General features: G+C 72.3%; 18 protein-coding genes. 16 read left to right on the top strand and 2 right to left on the bottom strand.

The genetic code is table 11. The features are described from left to right. Positions 1–35: 35 nt before the first annotated feature. Positions 36–1220 (bottom strand): pyridoxal phosphate-dependent aminotransferase, encoded by a 1185-nt coding sequence (locus BKD26_RS15300; RefSeq protein WP_084898364.1) that lies wholly within the window; start codon positions 1218–1220, stop codon positions 36–38. A 107-nt stretch (positions 1221–1327) separates the two neighbouring features. Here BKD26_RS15300 and BKD26_RS15295 point away from each other — a divergent pair, with 107 nt between their 5' ends. The 16 genes from BKD26_RS15295 to BKD26_RS15215 all read left to right on the top strand — a co-directional run bounded on the left by BKD26_RS15295 (position 1328) and on the right by BKD26_RS15215 (position 16800). Then, positions 1328–1552 (top strand): hypothetical protein, encoded by a 225-nt coding sequence (locus BKD26_RS15295; protein WP_084898514.1) that lies wholly within the window; start codon positions 1328–1330, stop codon positions 1550–1552. Positions 1553–2198: 646 nt separating this feature from the next. Then, positions 2199–2717 carry a DUF2617 family protein gene (locus tag BKD26_RS15285; protein WP_084898363.1) on the top strand — a complete coding sequence of 173 codons (519 nt, stop codon included), beginning with the start codon at positions 2199–2201 and terminating at the stop codon, positions 2715–2717. An 84-nt stretch (positions 2718–2801) separates the two neighbouring features. Further along, the gene (locus BKD26_RS15280) at positions 2802–4361 is read left to right on the top strand and encodes a polyamine aminopropyltransferase (protein WP_241518682.1); all 1560 of its coding nucleotides are present in this window, start codon (positions 2802–2804) and stop codon (positions 4359–4361) included. Positions 4362–4421: 60 nt separating this feature from the next. After that, complete coding sequence (locus BKD26_RS15275; protein ID WP_084898361.1) at positions 4422–5264, top strand: SRPBCC domain-containing protein; 843 nt, start codon at positions 4422–4424, stop codon at positions 5262–5264. Between the two features lie 30 nt (positions 5265–5294). Next, entirely contained in the window at positions 5295–6104 is an 810-nt protein-coding gene (locus BKD26_RS15270) for an aldose epimerase (protein ID WP_084898360.1), read from the top strand. A gap of 10 nt (positions 6105–6114) precedes the next feature. Then, positions 6115–6663, top strand: a complete 549-nt coding sequence (gene pyrE / locus BKD26_RS15265) for an orotate phosphoribosyltransferase (RefSeq protein WP_084898359.1) — start codon at positions 6115–6117, stop codon at positions 6661–6663. An 83-nt stretch (positions 6664–6746) separates the two neighbouring features. Further along, entirely contained in the window at positions 6747–7880 is a 1134-nt protein-coding gene (gene fbaA, locus BKD26_RS15260) for a class II fructose-bisphosphate aldolase (protein ID WP_277622384.1), read from the top strand. 87 nt (positions 7881–7967) lie between these two features. After that, positions 7968–8381: a DUF3151 domain-containing protein gene (locus tag BKD26_RS15255; protein WP_073756819.1), complete on the top strand. Its 414-nt coding sequence runs from the start codon at positions 7968–7970 to the stop codon at positions 8379–8381. 206 nt (positions 8382–8587) lie between these two features. Continuing rightward, the gene (locus BKD26_RS15250) at positions 8588–9382 is read left to right on the top strand and encodes a DUF3152 domain-containing protein (protein WP_347104880.1); all 795 of its coding nucleotides are present in this window, start codon (positions 8588–8590) and stop codon (positions 9380–9382) included. A gap of 249 nt (positions 9383–9631) precedes the next feature. Further along, a complete protein-coding gene (locus BKD26_RS15245) occupies positions 9632–10477 on the top strand; it encodes a tryptophan 2,3-dioxygenase family protein (RefSeq protein ID WP_084898357.1) in 846 nt (281 codons plus the stop codon). Continuing rightward, entirely contained in the window at positions 10470–11681 is a 1212-nt protein-coding gene (kynU, locus tag BKD26_RS15240; protein WP_084898356.1) for a kynureninase, read from the top strand. The genes BKD26_RS15245 and kynU overlap by 8 nt, the downstream gene beginning before the upstream one ends. 88 nt (positions 11682–11769) lie before the next feature. Further along, a complete protein-coding gene (locus tag BKD26_RS15235) occupies positions 11770–12645 on the top strand; it encodes an alpha/beta hydrolase (protein ID WP_084898355.1) in 876 nt (291 codons plus the stop codon). Between the two features lie 52 nt (positions 12646–12697). Next, on the top strand, positions 12698–13546 hold the full coding sequence (locus BKD26_RS15230) for an NAD(P)H-binding protein (protein WP_084898354.1): 849 nt from the start codon (positions 12698–12700) through the stop codon (positions 13544–13546). A 99-nt stretch (positions 13547–13645) separates the two neighbouring features. Further along, positions 13646–14923, top strand: a complete 1278-nt coding sequence (locus tag BKD26_RS15225; RefSeq protein ID WP_084898353.1) for a histidine kinase — start codon at positions 13646–13648, stop codon at positions 14921–14923. Then, positions 14920–15579: a response regulator transcription factor gene (locus BKD26_RS15220; RefSeq protein WP_084898352.1), complete on the top strand. Its 660-nt coding sequence runs from the start codon at positions 14920–14922 to the stop codon at positions 15577–15579. The genes BKD26_RS15225 and BKD26_RS15220 overlap by 4 nt, the downstream gene beginning before the upstream one ends. A gap of 21 nt (positions 15580–15600) precedes the next feature. Further along, positions 15601–16800, top strand: coding sequence for a cytochrome P450 (locus tag BKD26_RS15215; protein WP_084898351.1), 1200 nt, complete (start codon positions 15601–15603; stop codon positions 16798–16800). A gap of 307 nt (positions 16801–17107) precedes the next feature. Here the strand turns inward: BKD26_RS15215 and BKD26_RS15210 are convergent, their stop codons facing one another. Further along, entirely contained in the window at positions 17108–17920 is an 813-nt protein-coding gene (locus BKD26_RS15210; protein ID WP_084898350.1) for a diacylglycerol kinase, read from the bottom strand. Positions 17921–17922 lie beyond the last annotated feature (2 nt).

Genomic DNA, 17922 nt, shown 5'->3' with positions numbered 1-17922 from the left:
CGCGCGTGTCGCCGTGACAGCGCGCCCTCCAGGGGCTAAAGGGGCTGAAGAGTGCCGAGCCGCTTCACCGCGTCCTGGAGCACCTCGGTCCGCTTGCAGAACGCGAACCGCACGAACGGCGCCCCCTGCTCGCGGTGGTCGTAGAAGACCGCGTGGGGGATGGCGACGACACCGCAGCGCCCGGGCAGGGCGCGGCAGAACGCGATGCCGTCGTGCTCGCCCAGCGGGCGGATGTCGGTGGTGATGAAGTAGGTGCCCTGCGGCCGGAACACCTCGAAGCCCGCCTGCGCCAGCCCGTCCGCGAGGACGTCCCGCTTGGTCCGCAGGTCCTCGCGCAGCTCGCCGAAGTACGTGTCCGGCAGGCGCAGCGCCTCGGCGATCGCGTACTGGAAGGGCCCGGCGGAGACGTACGTCAGGTACTGCTTCGCCGAGCGCACAGCCGTGATCAGCTCGGGCGTGGCGGTGACCCAGCCGACCTTCCACCCCGTGAACGAGAAGGTCTTCCCCGCACTCGAAATGGTGACCGTGCGCTCGCGCATGCCGGGGAAGGTGGCGATGGGGAGGTGTCCGGCGTCGTCGAAGACGAGGTGCTCGTACACCTCGTCGGTGACGACGAGCAGGTCGCGCTCGACGGCGAGCGCGGCGATGGCGGCCAGCTCCTCGCGGGTGAGGACGGTGCCGGTGGGGTTGTGCGGGGTGTTGAGCAGGATGAGGCGGGTGCGGTCGGTGACGGCGGCCCGCAGCTCGTCCAGGTCGAGGACGAACCGGCCGCCGCGCGGGCGCAGGGTGACCGGGACGCGGGTGCCGCCCGCCATGGCGACGCAGGCGGCGTACGAGTCGTAGTACGGCTCCAGCGCGATCACCTCGTCGCCCGGCTCGACCAGCCCGAGCAGGGCGGCGGCGATCGCCTCGGTGGCGCCGGCCGTGACGAGGACCTCCGTGTCGGGGTCGTACGCCAGTCCGTACCGCTCGCGCTGGTGGTCGGCGACGGCGGTACGCAGCTCGGGGACGCCGGGGCCGGGTGGGTACTGGTTGCCCCGGCCGTCCCTGATGGCCCGGACGGCCGCCTCGGCGATCCGGTCGGGACCGTCGGTGTCGGGGAACCCCTGGCCCAGGTTGACCGAGCCGGTGGAGACGGCGAGGGCCGACATCTCCGCGAAGATCGTCGTTCCGAACTCGGCGAGGCGGCGGTTGAGCGGCGGTCGTTTCATGGCGGCCATCCTGGGGCGAAGCTCTGGAGTTGCTCAAGTGGGCTTTGAGGCGTGATCACCGGGGGGATCCCCCTGCCACACATACGGAACATCCGGAGTAAAGGCAGGTGGGGGCCATGGTGGACGCAGGGATCTTCGAGGTGTGGTTCATCTTCGTGGGGGTTCTCGTCGTCATAGGGATCGTACGGGCCGTGCTGGGAGGCGGGGCCCCGAAGCGGCGTGACAGCTGGTGGTCCGGGGACTCCTCGTCCTCCTCCTCCTCGTCGTGCTCCAGCTGGTCGTCGTGCGGCGGCGGCTCCAGCTCCTCATGCGGAGGCGGCGGCGGATCGTCCTGCAGCTGAACCTCTGGACTTCCTCAATTCGGATTGGGAGGGGTGGGCGCGGGGGCATCCCCCTCTCACGTACGACACGGGGGATGGTGATCCGAATGGAGATAGGCCTGGTTGTCGCTGGACTGGTCGTTCTGGTGGGGTTCCTCATCGCGGTCGGTGCGGCGGGCGGTGGCAAGAGCCGGCGCCGTTCGCGCTCGGGCTCCGGCGGTTCCACCGGCGGCGGTTGGTGGTCCGGGGACGGGGGCGGATCGTCCTGCGGGGGAGGGTCGTCGTCCTGCGGGGGCGGGGGCGGGGGCGGGGGCGGCGGCGGTGGATGTGGTGGCGGAGGCAGCTGACACGGGGCAGCCGGTCCGCGACCACGGGAAGGCGCCCGGCAGTGAACTACAGCCGGGCGCCTTCGTGTTGGCACTTTGTGGAACCACTCGGTCGGTTCTTGTTGAACAGTTGAACCGGCAGGCCCCCCAGGGGATGGAAACCACGTCAAGTTGGGTAAAAACGCTGTGAGTCACTCGCAGTTCATGATTCCCTCGCTGTCGAAAACATCCAGCCCGCGGACCTCGTGTGTGGATTTCGAGACGGAGATCCCCCAGTCCCCCTGAACGTCTTCCGGGACGCCCCCGGTCCACCCGTCAAACCCTGTTTGCGGAGCCGACCCATGCTCACGACGCTCAAGACCTCCTACACCGACACGCGCGCCGCCGACCTGGCCTGGGCGCTGGGACGCGAGGCGCTCCCGGCCCTCGCCGTGCTCGACCTCGAACTGTCCGGTGCCACGCTCCAGCTCAGACTCCTCGGCGCCTCGCACCAGGTGCTGCTGGAGGAGGAGCGGGGCCGTTGTTCGGAGACCGTCGCCTGCATGCCGGGGAGCAGCACCCCGCTGCCGCTGGCTGTGGCGAAGCGGATCGGGGCATGGGAGTACGAGTTCGCCGCGCGCGTCGAGACCCTGTCCAAGGGGTCGTTCGCGGGGCGCGCGCAGGAGCTGCTGGCGCTCGTGGCGGACCACCCGAACGGCCTCGCCGGTACGTTCCCCGGTTCGCCGCACGCCTTCACGGCCATGCTCGCGCAACGGGACGAGGGCCAGGTGCGGTGGCGCACGTGGCACGCCTATCCGCAAGAGGGACAGCTGGTGGTCACCAGGACCAGCGTGGGCGTCCGTATGCACGCACCGCTCTAGTTACACCCGTGTGGGTGACAAATAGCCATCGGATCGTAACGTAGCGTTAAGTGTGTGATCGAAGCGCCGCACGTCTCCGTCGCCGTGCCGCCCGCACCGGGCGGCGGTCCGGCCCCGCCTTCCGTGCGGCAGCGGGCGGGGCGCTTCCTGGTGCTGGCCACGGTCTTCATCTGCGCGGCGTGCGGATTGGTGTACGAGCTGGAACTGGTCGCACTCGCTTCGTACTTGATCGGGGACTCCGTCAAGCAGGCGTCGGTCGTCCTGTCCGTGATGGTCTTCGCGATGGGCGTGGGCTCGCTCCTCGCGAAACGGTTGCGCTGCCGGGCGGCCGTCGGCTTCGGGCTGCTGGAGGCCGCGCTGGCGTTGGTCGGCGGCTGCTCGGCCCTCGTCCTGTACGCCACGTTCGCGTGGATCGGCGAGTCGCGGTACGCGCTGGTGGCGTTCTCGCTGGCCATCGGGGTGCTCATCGGGGCGGAGATACCGCTGCTGATGACGCTGATCCAGCGCATCTCGCGGCGGGCCGAGCAGGACGCGGGCGGGACGGTCGCGGACCTGTTCGCCGCCGACTACGTGGGGGCGCTCGTCGGCGGGCTGGCGTTCCCGTTCCTGCTGCTGCCGTGGCTGGGGCAGTTGACCAGTGCGCTGCTCACCGGGGCGGTCAACGCGGTGGCGGGCGGGGCGCTGGTGCTGTGGCTGTTCGGGCGGGACCTGACCGCGCGGGCGCGGTGGCTGGTGGTGGTGGGCAACGTGGCGGTGCTCGGCGTGCTGGCGACGGCGACGGTGCTGGTGGACGACTTCGAGCGGGCGGCGCGGCGGGCGGTGTACGGCGAGCGGGTGCGGGTCGCCGTCCAGACGGACGTCCAGGAGGTGGTGCTGACGGGCGGGCCGGGGGAGCCGCCCGAGCTGTTCCTGGACGGGCGGTTACGGGTGAGCGGCCGGGACGAGCACCGGTACCACCGGGCGCTGGTGCACCCCGTGATGCGTGGGCCGCACGCGCGCGTGCTGATCCTGGGCGGGGGCGACGGGCTGGCGGCGCGGGAGGTGCTGCGGCACGGCGGCGTGGAGTCGGTGACGGTCGTCGAGCTGGACCCGGGCGTCGTGCGGCTCGCCCGGACGGACCGGGCGCTCGCCCGGCTGAACGGGCAGGCGTACGGCGACCCGAGGGTGCGGGTGGTGTACGGGGACGCGTTCGCCCGGCTGCGGGAGTCGGCAGCGACGGGCACGGCGTACGACGTGGTGATCGCGGACCTGCCGGACCCGGGCATCACGGCCAGCACCAAGCTGTACTCGGCGGAGTTCTACGGCCTGGCCGCGCGGGTCCTCGCCGACGGCGGACGGCTCGCGGTCCACGCGGGGCCGATGGCGTCGAGGCCGCACACGTACTGGACGGTGGACGCCACGCTGCGGTCGGCGGGCTTCACGACCCGGCCCTACCGCGCGACCGGGCGGCTCTCCGGCTTCGCCGCGGGCCCCGACCGGTCCACGGACGGCACGGCGGCGCCGTACGACTGGGGCTTCTTCCTCGCCGCGCGGCACCGGGCGCCGCCGGACCCGGGCGAGGTGGTGGGGGTGCGCCGTCCGGCGGGGGCGCGGCCCACGGGCCTGCCGCCGTCGACGCTGGTGCACCCCAGGTACGGCGAGTGACCCCATTGGCCTTGCGCACATGGCAGACGTGAGGGCCGGGCGTGGGTAGGCTCGGGCTCCATGGAGCATGAGGTGTTCGTTCCGGTTGACGTCGAGACCCTCCGCGCCGTGCTGGCGGACCCCGCGCGGGTCGCCCCGTGCGTACCGGGACTCCAGCAGGACGCGGACGCGTCGGCCGGCCCCCTCTCGGGCCGCCTGAAGGTGCGCGCCGGCGGGCATTCGATCACCTACCGGGGCGCCCTGCACATCGTCGCCCAGGAGGACGGTGCGTATGCCGTGGAGGGCGAGGGCGCGGAGGTGCGCGGCACCGGCTCGGCGAAGCTGGCGCTGACGGTACGGCTGTCCCCGGTGGACGGTGGCACGACGCTGCGCTTCACGGGAACGACGAGCGCGGAGGGCCGGCTGGCGGAGCTGTCGGACGACGCGGCGGTCTCGGCGGCCCACCGCCTGCTGGACCGTTTCGCCGAGTCGCTCGCGGCGACGACCGCGACCTCGGCCGCGCCGACCGCCTCCGCCACGGCCGAGGCACCCGACGACGTCACCGACGACCAGGACGTCGACGACGACGGGGTGGACCAGGGCGCCGAGAGCGCGGGGTCCGTGTTCGACGCCCCCGTACCGCCGCCGTCGCTGGACCCGCTCGCCGAGGCCGAGTTCGAGGTGCCCGACATGCCCGACGGGACGCTGCCCGACCCGGGCGTCGAGGCGGCGCACGCCCGGCGCACCATGATCGGGCGCAGCGCCGAGGAGGTCGACCACGCCCCGCCGCGCGGCCGGTACGCGCCCACGCCCGGGCCGGAGACCGCGTCGACGACCGCCACGCTGCGGTGGCTGGCCCCCGCCGCCGCGCTCGCCCTCGCCTCGGCGGTGGTGGTCGGGCGCGCGCTGCGGCGCCGCAAGTAGGGCGCAGGTGGTGCAAGTAGTGTCGGTGATGTGACCAGTAGCGAACAGAGCGTCCGGCTCGCGGCCGGAGACGTCGAGTTGACGGTGCGTCCGGACAACGGATGCCGCATCGAGAGCCTGCGGATCGGCGGGTCGGAACTGCTGCGGCAGGGCGAGAGGTACGGCTGCTTCCCGATGGTGCCCTGGTGCGGACGGATCGCGAACGGCCGGTTCCTCAGCGGGGCGACATGGCACCAGCTGCCGCTCAACTCCCCGCCGCACGCCATCCACGGCACCGGCCGCGACACCGCGTGGCGTATCGCCCTCGCCGACAAGGCGGAGGCGGTGTTCACCTACGATCTCGCCGAGCCCTGGCCGTATCCCGGCCGGGTCACCCAGACCGTCCGGCTGACCGAGGACGCGCTCACGCTCCAGCTCGGTGTCGAGACGTACGGCGATTCCTTCCAGGCCCAGGCCGGCTGGCACCCGTGGTTCAACCGCACCCTCGGTGACCGTGCCGTACGCATCGACTTCACGCCCGAGTGGCAGGAGGAACGGGGCGAGGACCATCTGCCCACCGGCCGCCGAATCGCGCCCACGCCCGGCCCCTGGGACGACTGCTTCGGAATGCCGGACGGGGTGGACGTCACCCTCACCTGGCCCGGGCAGCTGGAGCTGAAAGTGACCAGCCGCGCCCCCTGGGTCGTCGTGTACGACGAGCAGGAGGCCGCCGTCTGCGTGGAGCCCCAGTCGGGCCCGCCGAACGGCCTCACCACCGCTCCTGAGCTGGTCACGCCCATCGAGCCGCTGGAGATCGCCACCACCTGGACATGGCGGCGACTGCGGCTCGGCGGCGCTTAAGCTCGAAGGCATGACTGACGTACGAGCCGATCTGCTTCAGCAGATCAAGGACAAGGCCGTGGTGCACGGCAAGGTGACCCTCTCCTCGGGTCTGGAGGCCGACTACTACGTCGACCTGCGCCGGATCACCCTGGACGGCGTGGCCTCGCCGCTCGTCGGTCAGGTCATGCTCGATCTGACCGCCGACATGGACTTCGACGCCGTCGGCGGCCTCACCCTGGGCGCCGACCCGGTCGCGACGGCAATGCTGCACGCCGCCGCCGGGCGTGGCCGGACGCTGGACGCCTTCGTCGTACGCAAGGCCGCCAAGGCGCACGGCATGCAGCGCCGCGTCGAGGGCCCGGACATCAAGGGCCGCCGTGTCCTGGTGGTCGAGGACACCTCCACCACCGGTGGCTCGCCGCTGACCGCCGTCGAGGCGGTCCGCGAGGCCGGCGCAGAGGTTGTGGCCGTGGCGACGATCGTGGACCGGGCGACCGGCGCGGCCGAGAAGATCAGCCAGACGGCCGGGGTGCCGTACCTGTACGCGTACGCGCTGGACGAGCTGGGCCTGGCCTGAGCGGCATAGGGCTTGACCTGGCTTGACCTGCGGGTTTTCCGAGGGGCGGACTGTTTCACGTGAAACGGTCCGCCCCTCGCGGCATGCGGGGTGGAGCCCACGGCGGAGTCTGGAAAGATAGGTGCGACGATGACGTCGCCCCCAGGTCAGGGATCAGCAACGCAACGCAACCGCAGATCACAAGGAGCGGACAGATGCCCATCGCAACCCCCGAGATCTACAACGAGATGCTCGACCGGGCGAAGGCAGGCAAGTTCGCCTACCCGGCCATCAATGTCACCTCGTCGCAGACTCTGCACGCCGCCCTGCGTGGTTTCGCGGAGGCAGAGAGCGACGGCATCATCCAGATCTCGACCGGTGGTGCGGAGTTCCTGGGCGGCCAGTACAGCAAGGACATGGTGACCGGCGCGGTCGCCCTGGCCGAGTTCGCGCACATCGTCGCCGCGAAGTACGACGTCACCATCGCCCTGCACACCGACCACTGCCCGAAGGACAAGCTGGACGGCTACGTACGTCCGCTGCTCGACATCTCCGCCGAGCGTGTCGCCAAGGGTGAGAACCCGCTCTTCCAGTCGCACATGTGGGACGGTTCGGCCGAGACCCTCGCCGACAACCTGGCCATCGGCCAGGAGCTGCTCGCGAAGGCCGCCGCCGCCAAGATCATCCTCGAGGTCGAGATCACCCCGACCGGTGGCGAGGAGGACGGCGTCAGCCACGAGATCAACGACGAGCTGTACACCACCGTCGACGACGCCATCCGCACCGCCGAGGCGCTCGGCCTGGGCGAGAAGGGCCGCTACCTGCTGGCCGCCTCGTTCGGCAACGTCCACGGCGTCTACAAGCCCGGCAACGTCGTGCTCCGCCCCGAGCTGCTCAAGGACCTCCAGCAGGGCGTCGCCGAGCGCTTCGGCAAGGCCGACCCGTTCGACTTCGTCTTCCACGGCGGCTCCGGCTCCACGGCCGAGGAGATCGCCACCGCGCTGGAGAACGGCGTCGTGAAGATGAACCTCGACACGGACACCCAGTACGCCTTCACCCGCCCCGTCGCGGACCACATGTTCAAGAACTACGACGGTGTGCTGAAGGTCGACGGCGAGGTCGGCTCCAAGAAGACCTACGACCCGCGCACCTGGGGCAAGCTGGCCGAGGCGAGCATGGCCAAGCGCGTCACCGAGGCGTGCGCGGCGCTGCGTTCGACCGGTACGAAGCTGAAGTAACCCCCTGATCGCACCCTGATCGCAGCCCGATCGTCCGACACAGGCCCGGCATCGCCTCCGCGGTGCCGGGCCTGTGACACTGGGGGCATGGGTATCCACGAAAACCTGCTGGGGGGACCTCCCCCCACTCACCTGCCCGACGACCCGGAGCCGCGCGAGCTGCTCGCGAGCGGCGCCGCGCCGGCGGACGTCGCCGCGAAGTACCCCGCCTCCTCCCTGGCCTGGGCCCAGCTCGCCGACGACGCGTTCGAGGCCGGCCGGGCCGTCGAGTCGTACGCGTACGCCAGGACCGGCTACCACCGGGGCCTGGACGCCCTGCGCCGCAGCGGCTGGAAGGGCCACGGCCCGGTGCCGTGGGAGCACGAGCCGAACCGCGGCTTCCTCCGGGCGCTGAACGCCCTGGCGCGCGCCGCGCAGGCGATCGGTGAGCAGGAGGAGTACGAGCGGTGCTCGACGTTCCTCCGTGAATCGTCGCCCCTGGCCGCGGACACCCTCGGCTGACCTGGGGTTCTCACCCTGCTGAGGCCCGCCTGCCCGGACTGGTTCCTTCCGGCCGGAGTGAGGCGGGCCGCAGTTTTTGATCTTGGTGACCGGTACGCTCGCGCCCACCGTCGGAACGGAGATCTGTTGTGGGCAAGCGTGCCGCCGCATCGCGAGGGCGTCGTCGCCGTCGGAGCACGCGACGCGGAAGAGCCGGCCGCAGCCCGGTGGGCCGGATAGTCCTGCTGTCCCTCACCCTGGTCGGCGTCTGCCTGGGCGGTGGTGCCGCCCTCGCCCACTGGCGGGGCGACGCCACCCCGCCGGCGGCCGGCCCCGGCAACGCCGCCGGCCCGCCCGCGCCCCCGGCGGAGCAGCCGGTCACCGGCCGGGACGCCTCCCCGCGCGCCGACCGCAGCGCCCCGCCCCGGCGGGACGCACCCGACACCCCCGCGACGGTCCCGTCGTCCGGTCCCGGGACCTTCACCACCGCCCGGTCCACCGGCGCCAAGGTCGACACGGGCACGTTGCGCCGCTACCGCGTCCAGGTCGAGGACGGCATCGCCCTGTCGGCCGTGCAGGCGGCGGAGGAGATCGAGCGGATCCTCGCCCACCCGCAGGGTTGGGCCGCCCACGGCCGGGGCTCGTTCCAGCTGGTCGCCGAGGACGCCGACTTCGTCATCCGGATCGCCACGCCGAAGACCGCCGACGCGCTCTGCGGCGCCCAGGGGCTCGACACGGGCGGCGAGTTGAACTGCGAGACGGCCGACGGTGTCGTGGTGAACCTCAAGCGCTGGATGCTGGGCTCGCCGACGTTCACGGGTACCCCGGCGGAGTACCGGCACCTGATCATCAACCATGAGGTCGGGCACGAGATCGGCATCCGCCGGCACATGGGCTGCGGCGGCCCGGGCAAGCCCGCGCCCGTGATGATGCAGCAGATCAAAGGCTTGAACGGCTGCGTGTCCAACGCCTGGCCGTACGGCCCCGCCGGCCGGTACATCGAAGGGCCGCTCGTGTCATGATGCGACTGGGACCCGGAACAGAACCGCGGTCCCGAGGGGACCGGGGCTCCACCTGCCGGGTCGCATCGCGAGTGAGCCAAAGGGGCGCGCGGGCGTCGAAAGGGAGAACGCGCGGAGGGTCGCGAGGTACGAGCGGCCCGAGCACGGTCGACCGTCGACGCACGCAACAGGCGCCCCGGAGGCGAACCGAGCGCCCGGAAAAAGGCGAGGCAGACCGCTACCCGGTAGCACGCATTGATGGAGACAGCGATGTCTACTCCCCCCGATGCCTCCGCGCCCGGTTCGGACACCCCGAACCTGGAGTACATAGGCACGACGCCGTACGAGGACTATGTCCAGGCGGATGTCCTCACCCACCTCCAGCACCCGCTCTCGGACGATCCGGGAGAGATGGTCTTCCTGGTCACGACCCAGGTCATGGAGCTGTGGTTCACCGTGATCGTCCACGAGTGGGAGACCGCGAGCCGCGCCCTGCGCGAGGACCGGATCCCGGTGGCGATGGACGCGCTGGAGCGCTCCGTACGCGAGCTGGAGGCGCTGAACGCCTCCTGGAAGCCGCTCGCCCGGCTCACGCCCGCCCAGTTCAACTCCTACCGGGGCGCCCTGGGCGAGGGCTCGGGCTTCCAGTCGGCGATGTACCGGCGGCTGGAGTTTTTGCTGGGCGAGAAGTCCGCGTCGATGCTGGTGCCGCACCGGGGCGCGCCGCGCGTCCACGCGGAGCTGGAAAAGGCGCTGCACGAGCCGAGCCTGTACGACGAGGTGCTGCGGCTCCTCGCGCGGCGCGGGCTGCCGGTGCCGGACAGTGTCCTGAAGCGCGACCTGTCGCAGAAGTACGAGCCGTCGCAGGCGGTCGAGGACATCTGGGCCCGGATCTACGCCGACCCGGACCAGCACAGTGAGCTGATCCGGCTCGGCGAGGCGTTGACGGACGTCGGCGAGCTGGTGTGGCGATGGCGCAACGACCACCTGGTGGCGACGCGGCGCGCGATGGGCTCCAAGACGGGCACGGCCGGTTCGGCCGGGGTGGCCTGGCTGGAGAAGCGGGCCCGCAAGAACGTGTTCCCCGAGGTGTGGACGGCGCGCAGCCATGTCTGACCTGACAGCGAAGGCGGCGGCGCTCGACGCCCACGACCGACTCGCCAAGCACCGCGAGCTGTTCGCGCTCGACGACGGTGTCGTGTACCTCGACGGCAACTCGCTCGGCGCGCTTCCCCGCCACGTACCGGACCGCATGGCCGACGTCATCGGTCGCCAGTGGGGCGAGCTGCGCATCCGCTCCTGGGAGGAGAGCGGCTGGTGGACCGCGCCGGAGCGGATCGGTGACCGGATCGCGCCGCTCGTCGGCGCGGCGCCCGGCCAGGTGGTGGTCGGCGACTCGACGAGCGTCAACGTCTTCAAGGCGCTGGTGGGCGCCGTACGGCTGACCGACGAGACGCGGGACGAGATCGTCGTGGACGCCACGACGTTTCCCACGGACGGGTACATCGCCGAGTCGGCCGCCCGCCTGACCGGCAGGCGCCTGGTGGCCGTGGCGCCCCGGGATGTGGCGGACGCGGTCGGCCCGCGTACGGCCGTCGCGCTCGTCAACCACGTCGACTTCCGCACGGGCCGGCTGCACGACCTGCCGGGCATCACGGCGGCCGTCCACGCGGCGGGCGCACTCGCCGTGTGGGACCTGTGCCACAGCGCGGGCGCCCTGCCGGTCGGGCTGGACGCGCACGGCGTGGACCTGGCCGTCGGCTGCACGTACAAGTACCTCAACGGCGGTCCCGGTGCGCCCGCCTATCTGTACGTCGCGCAGCGGCACCAGCCGCGCTTCGACTCCCCACTGCCCGGCTGGAACTCGCACGCCGACCCCTTCGCGATGACGCCCGGCTACGCGGCGGCGGAGGGCGTGGTGCGCGGCCGCGTCGGCACGCCCGACATCCTGTCCATGCTGGCGCTGGAGGCGGCGCTGGACGTGTGGGACGGGGTACCCATCGAGGCGGTACGGGAGAAGGCGCTGGCCCTGATGGACTTCTTCCTGGAGTGCGTACGGGCTTACGTCCCGGACGGCCGGGTCACGTCCGTCACGCCCGAGGCGCACGACGAGCGCGGCAGCCAGGTCGCACTGAGCTGCCCGGACGCACCCGCCGTGATGAAGGAGCTGATCGCCCGGGGTGTGGTCGGCGACCTGCGCCGCCCCGACGTGCTGCGGTTCGGCTTCACGCCGCTGTACGTCTCCTTCGCGGACGCGGAGCGCGCGGCACGCGTTCTCGGGGACGTGTTCGCGGACGTCCTTTCGGGGCGTACGGGCTGATGTTCGGCCTGATCTGCGGGGGCGCCAGTCCTGGTACCGTCCCCGCAGGTCAGGCCAATTCGGCCCCGTCACCGAAAGGTTGAGCACCATGCCCGACCCCGCCGCGCGCGACGCCGCCGAGGAAGCATCGGCCCTGTCGCATCCGGCCGTCGACCCGGACTCCACCGCTTCGTACGGTGCGCACCCGGACCAGGTCGTGGACTTCTACGCCCCTCGCGAGGCGCGCGGGGGCGACCGCGCACCGCTCGTCGTCGTGCTGCACGGCGGGGCGTGGCGGGCGCCCTACGACCGGCGGCACATCACCCCCTTCGTGGACTATCTGGCCCGGCGCGGCTTCGCCGTGGCCAACGTCGAGTACCGGCGGGGCAGGGACATCCCCGCGCAGGGCGGCGGCGGTCCGGTCGCCGGGCGGTGGCCGGAGACGTTCGACGACGTGGCCGCCGCGCTGGACGCGCTGCCCGGTCTCGTACGCGCCCACCTGCCGCAGGCCGACCCGCGCCGTACGGTCGTCACCGGCCACTCGGCGGGCGGACACCTGGCGCTGTGGGCCGCCGCCCGGCATGTCCTGCCCGTCGACGCGCGGTGGTGGCTGGACGCCCCGCCCCCACTGCGCGGGGTCGTCGCCCTGGCGCCCATCGCGCACTTCGAGCGGGCGGTGGAGCTGGACGTGTGCGGGGGCGCGGTGACGCAACTGCTCGGCGAGGGCGCCGGCTCCGAGCTGCGCGCCGGGTACGCCGACCCCGCCGCGCTGCTCCCGACCGGGATCGCCACGGCGGTGGTCCAGGGCCGCGAGGACACCGTCGTACCGCAGGCCGTCGCCGAGGCGTATGTGGACGCGGCGGCGAAGGCTGGCGAGATGGTCGGGCTGACGCTGCTGGACGGTGTCGGGCACTTCCCGCTGATCGACCCGGCGGCGGACGCGTGCGCGGTGGTCGCGGAGGAGATCGCCCAACTGGCCTGGTGAGTCGAGCCGTTGAGGACAGGAGCTGACCGCGAGGGTGCGTAGCGTCAGCGGCATGACGAACCACACGAACCACACGAACCACACGAACCTCGTGACCGGAGCAACCGGAACCGTCGGCCGCCAGGTGGTCGCCGAACTGCTGCGCCTCGGGCAGCCCGTCCGCGCCCTGACCCGTGACCCGGCCACGGCGGACTTCCCGGACGGCGTCGAGGTCGTACGCGGCGACCTCACGGACCCCGACACCCTCACCGCCGCCCTGGACGGGGCCACCGGCCTGCACCTGATCACCTTTGGCGGCGCGTACTTCGCCCCGCTGGAGACCGGCCCGCACATCATGGGGCTGGCCCGCGAGGCCGGCGTACGGCGCGTCACCGTCCTCAACGGCGGCGGCCCCACCCCGCTGGAGGACGCGGTGCGTGGGAGCGGCCTGCCATGGACGGTGCTCATGCCGGTGGAGTTCATGGGCAACGCCCTGGAGTGGGCGGAGGGCATCCGTACGAAGGACGAGGTGTGCGAGCCCTTCACCGGCCGGCTCAGCGCCATGGTGCACGAGGGGGACATCGGCGCCGTCGCGGCGGTGGCGCTCACCGAGGACGGGCACGCCGGGCAGGAGTACCTGATCACGGGTCCCGAGGTGCTCACGCTCCAGGACAAGGTCGACGCGATCGCGGCGGCCCGGGGCCGGGAGATACGGCTGGTGGAGCTGTCCGAGGCGGAGGCGGTCGAGCGGTGGCGGGCGGAGGGCCGGCCGCAGGACGTGATCGACTTCCTGGTGGAGGTGTACCGGGACACTCCGCTGGAGGGGCGTACGGTCCTCGACACCGTGGAGAAGGTCACAGCGCGCCCGGCCCGGACGTTCGCCCAGTGGGCCCGGGATCACGCGGACGCGTTCCGCGCCTGATCAGCGCCCTACTACCCCGCCGTAGTACCTGAGGGGGACGCGGAAGGATCCGCATTCAAGGTGACGACCGCGTCCCCGCCCTTGCTTACCGTTGCTGACGTGACCGACACCAAGACCCGCAGCCCGGAGTACCGGCTGGCGCAGGGCCTGCTCCAAGGGCTGCGCCGCGAGCTGTTCCATGACGTCCTCGCCTACCGGCTGCTGCCGCCCATGCGCACCGACGGCCCGGTGACCAGGCGTCTCCCGGGCCGGATACGCCAGTACGCGGCCTGGACGCCACACGCCCTGGTGGCCGGAGCGGCCCTGATGGTGCTGGCCCTCGCGCACGACGTGAGCCACCTCGTGTACGGCGTCGTCCCGGCCGCCGCGGTCCTGCTCACGCTCGTCCGGCCGGTCGCCGCCTTCTGGCTGTCGATGCTGGCGACACCGTTCGTGGTGTTGATCGGCGGCACCTGGGAGGACTGGCCCTGGTCGCCCGACTACATGGTGGCGCACCTGGTGGTGCTGACCGTGGTGGCGGCCAGGACCCGGCCGCGGACGGCCGTCTGGATGTGGGTCCTCACCGCGCTGTACGGGCTGTTCGCCGACACCTTCATCAGCCGGGGGTACGGCTCGAGCACCGGGCCCATGCTGGTCGTCTCGGCCATGGCCCTGCTCGTCGTCACCGTCCTCCACACCCGCCGCGAGGCGAAGGAGGAGGTCACCGCCCAGCAGACGGTCACCGCGCAGGAGCGGTCCAGGCGCACGCTGCTGGAGGAGCGCACCACCATCGCCCGCGAGCTGCACGACGTGGTGGCCCACCACATGTCGGTCGTCGCCATCCAGGCGGAGGCCGCCCCCTACCGGGTGGAGAACCCGCCGCCCGAGCTGGAGCAGGCCTTCGCCACGATCCGCGAGAACGCGGTCGCCGCGCTGACCGAGCTGCGCCGCATCCTCGGTGTCGTACGGGCCGAGGACTACGAGGCGCCCGACGCGCCCCAGCCGACGCTCGCCGACCTGGACGCGCTGATCGCCAACGTCCGGGAGGCGGGCCTGAGCGTGGACGCCACGGTCACCGGCGCGGCGCGTGAGCTGCCGCAGGGCGTGGAGCTGTCGGCGTACCGGATCGTGCAGGAGGCGCTCAGCAACGTGCTGCGGCACGCCCCGGGCGCGGCGGCGAAGGTGGAGGTGTCGTACGTGCTCGGCGGCCTGGGCCTCAGGGTGGTGAACGGCCCGGCGCGCGGCCTGGTGAAGCCGTCCCCCGGTGCCGGGCACGGCATCACGGGCATGCGGGAGCGGGTGGCGATGCTGAACGGCGAGATGACGGCGGAGGCCACCGGGGACGGCGGCTACGAGGTCGCGGCCTTCATCCCCGCGCAGCGGCAGGAGTCGGCATGACCATCCGCGTACTGATCGTCGACGACCAGATGATGGTCCGGGAGGGCTTCTCGGTCCTCCTGAACGCGATGCCCGACATCGAGGTCGTCGGCGAGGCCGTCAACGGCCGGGAGGCCGTCCGGCAGGTCGAGGTGCTGCGCCCGGACGTGGTCCTGATGGACATCCGCATGCCGGAGATGAACGGCATCGACGCCACCCGCGAGATCGTCGCCGCGGACGGCGACGCGAAGGTGCTGGTCCTGACGACGTTCGACCTGGACGAGTACGTGTACCAGGCGCTGCGCGCCGGGGCGTCGGGCTTCCTGCTGAAGGACGCCTCCGCGCGGCAGCTCGCGGACGGGGTACGGGTGGTGGCCGGCGGCGAGGCGCTGCTGGCGCCGACGGTCACCAAGCGCCTGATCACGGAGTTCGCCAAGACCGCCGAAGCGTCCCGCCCGCCGGCCCTGGCCCAGGTGGGCGACCTGACGGAGCGGGAGACGGAGGTGCTGGTGCTGATCGCCCAGGGCCTGTCGAACGGCGAGATCGCGTCCCACCTGGTGGTCGCCGAGTCCACGATCAAGACGCATGTGAGCCGCATCCTGGTGAAGCTCGGCCTCCGCGACCGTACGCAGGCGGCGGTGTTCGCGTACGAGGCGAGGCTGGTGACTCCCGGCTGAGCCCCGCATAAGGTCGGGCGCATGGACTTCGACCCGTGGTCGCCCGCGTTCGTCGCCGATCCGTACCCCGCGTACGCCGAGCTGCGTGCGCGGGGCCGGGTGCACTGGTTCGAGCCGGCCCGGCAGTTCCTCGTCCCGCGCCACGCCGACGTGTCCGCGCTGCTGCGTGACCGGCGGCTGGGGCGGACGTACCGGCACCGGTTCACGCACGAGGAGTTCGGCCGTACGCCGCCCCCCGCCGCGCACGAGCCGTTCCGCGTACTGAACGACCACGGGATGCTGGACCTGGAGCCGCCGGACCACACCCGCATCCGGCGCCTGGTGTCGAAGGCGTTCACGCCGCGTACGGTCGAGAGGCTGAAGCCGTACGTCCACCGGCTGGCGGGCGAGCTGGTCGACTCGCTGGTCGCGGAGGGCGGGGGCGACCTGCTGACGGCCGTCGCCGAGCCGCTGCCGGTCGCCGTCATCGCGGAGATGCTCGGCATCCCGGAGTCCGACCGGGCGCCGCTGCGGCCGTGGTCGGCGGACATCTGCGGGATGTACGAGCTGAACCCGGACGAGGAGACGGCCGCCCGTGCGGTCAGGGCGTCGCTGGAGTTCTCCGCGTACCTCCGGGAGCTGATCGCCGAGCGGCGCGGATCCCCGGGCGAGGACCTGATCAGCGCGCTGATCGGCGCATACGAGGAGGGCGACCGGCTCAGCGAGCAGGAGATGATCTCCACCTGTGTCCTGCTGCTGAACGCGGGCCACGAGGCGACGGTGAACTCCACGGTCGGCGGCTGGTGGACCCTCTTCCGCCACCCGGAGCAGCTCGCCGCCCTGCGAGCCGGGCGGGTCGAGGTGTCCACAGCTGTGGAGGAGCTGCTCCGCTACGACACCCCGCTGCAGATGTTCGAGCGCTGGGTGCTGGACGACATCGAGATCGACGGCACCACCGTTCCACGCGGCTCGGAGATCGCCCTGCTCTTCGGCTCGGCCAACCGCGACGCGGACGCCTTCGACCGCCCCGACACGCTGGACCTGTCCCGCCGGGACAACCCGCACATCTCCTTCAGCGCGGGCATCCACTACTGCATCGGCGCCCCGCTGGCCCGTATCGAGCTGGCCGCGTCGATGGAGGCGCTGCTGGAGCGGGCGCCCGCGCTCCGGCTCGTGAAGGAGCCGGAGCGCAAGCCGAACTTCGTGATCCGGGGGCTGGAAAGTCTGCTGGTGGAGGCCTGAGAAATGAGATCATCGACGGATGCCTGTTGCCTTGCGCCGGATAGCCGCGGTGATCGTCCTGCTCGCCGGAATCGCCCTCGGCTTCTGGGTCGTGTTCGGGTCCCCGCACGAGTGGGTGGGCGGGATGCGGCTGCTGAAGTTCGCCCTGGGACTGACCTCCATGGGCCTGATCAGCGCGAGTGCGTGGCTGATGTTCCCGTCCGACCCGGACGATGACGACGACGAGCCGCCGGCCCCCCTCACCACGGGCCCACTGGACGCCGTGTTAGGCCCTCAGCCCGCCAGCAGCGTCAGCCCGCCGGCAGCCTCATCCCGCCGGCAGCGTCAGCGACCAGGCCGCCGGGCGCACCGTCCACGTACGCGTCCACACCGGCCCCGTCACCAGCGCGTCCGCCCGGTAGCGGAACGAGGCGCCCGAGATGGTGACGGCGGTCGCCTCCGCCCGTACCGGTTCCGCCGCCCGGGGGCGTACGACGACCTCGGCGACCCCGCCCCGGGAGAGCACCGTCACGCCCTCCACCGGGTCGTTCAGGTCGCACAGGACCCGCCCGTCGGCCTCCACGCGCAGCCGGTGCGGCCGTGCCGTACGTATCGCCGGAACCGAGGGCGCCGGGCGGACCAGCGTCCGCACGAGTGACCGGCAGGTGTCCCACACCGAGCCGGGCTCGACCACCGACAGCCCCGAAGGCCCCTCGGGGACCCGCAGCCCCCGTACCACCACGCCGTCGCTGTCGTCGACCAGCAGGTCCAGCCGCCGCGCCGCCCCGTCCAGCACCGCCCGCGCGGCGGCCACCGCGCCCAGCGGCACGCCCAGCGCCCCGGCCAGCTCCACCGCGCCGCGCGGCCCCACCGGAACCAGCGACAGCGCCCCGTCCGCCAGCTCCCGCTCCCGGTGCAACAGCCCCACCGCCCGCAGCAGCGCCCGGTCGTCCCCGATCACCACCGGCCGGCGCGAACCCCGCCGGGAAAGCGCCCGGGCGAACTCCGCCGGAGTGTCCGGCAGGCAAATCTTCGCGCTCGCCCCGGCGCACAGGACGTCCTTCGCGATCCGTACGGATTCACCGTCGTTCCGGCGCGCGACCGCGTCGATGACGACCAGCAGCTGGTCGGGAGCCGACACCT

Origin of the sequence: Streptomyces sp. CB03238 (assembly GCF_002099185.1) — a bacterium.
In the GTDB taxonomy this organism is placed as follows: Bacteria; Actinomycetota; Actinomycetes; order Streptomycetales; family Streptomycetaceae; genus Streptomyces.
This window is presented reverse-complemented; position numbering and strand designations above follow the sequence as displayed.

What these genes read in the sequence shown, in the direction of transcription:
- fbaA (WP_277622384.1), top strand. Translation starts at nt 6,747, where the DNA reads ATGCGGGGTGGAGCCCACGGCGGAGTCTGGAAAGATAGGTGCGACGAT.
- BKD26_RS15230 (WP_084898354.1), top strand. Translation starts at nt 12,698, where the DNA reads ATGACGAACCACACGAACCACACGAACCACACGAACCTCGTGACCGGA.
- BKD26_RS15220 (WP_084898352.1), top strand. Translation starts at nt 14,920, where the DNA reads ATGACCATCCGCGTACTGATCGTCGACGACCAGATGATGGTCCGGGAG.
- BKD26_RS15295 (WP_084898514.1), top strand. Translation starts at nt 1,328, where the DNA reads ATGGTGGACGCAGGGATCTTCGAGGTGTGGTTCATCTTCGTGGGGGTT.
- BKD26_RS15275 (WP_084898361.1), top strand. Translation starts at nt 4,422, where the DNA reads ATGGAGCATGAGGTGTTCGTTCCGGTTGACGTCGAGACCCTCCGCGCC.
- BKD26_RS15235 (WP_084898355.1), top strand. Translation starts at nt 11,770, where the DNA reads ATGCCCGACCCCGCCGCGCGCGACGCCGCCGAGGAAGCATCGGCCCTG.
- BKD26_RS15255 (WP_073756819.1), top strand. Translation starts at nt 7,968, where the DNA reads ATGGGTATCCACGAAAACCTGCTGGGGGGACCTCCCCCCACTCACCTG.
- kynU (WP_084898356.1), top strand. Translation starts at nt 10,470, where the DNA reads ATGTCTGACCTGACAGCGAAGGCGGCGGCGCTCGACGCCCACGACCGA.
- pyrE (WP_084898359.1), top strand. Translation starts at nt 6,115, where the DNA reads ATGACTGACGTACGAGCCGATCTGCTTCAGCAGATCAAGGACAAGGCC.
- BKD26_RS15245 (WP_084898357.1), top strand. Translation starts at nt 9,632, where the DNA reads ATGTCTACTCCCCCCGATGCCTCCGCGCCCGGTTCGGACACCCCGAAC.
- BKD26_RS15300 (WP_084898364.1), bottom strand. Translation starts at nt 1,220, where the DNA reads ATGGCCGCCATGAAACGACCGCCGCTCAACCGCCGCCTCGCCGAGTTC.
- BKD26_RS15215 (WP_084898351.1), top strand. Translation starts at nt 15,601, where the DNA reads ATGGACTTCGACCCGTGGTCGCCCGCGTTCGTCGCCGATCCGTACCCC.
- BKD26_RS15285 (WP_084898363.1), top strand. Translation starts at nt 2,199, where the DNA reads ATGCTCACGACGCTCAAGACCTCCTACACCGACACGCGCGCCGCCGAC.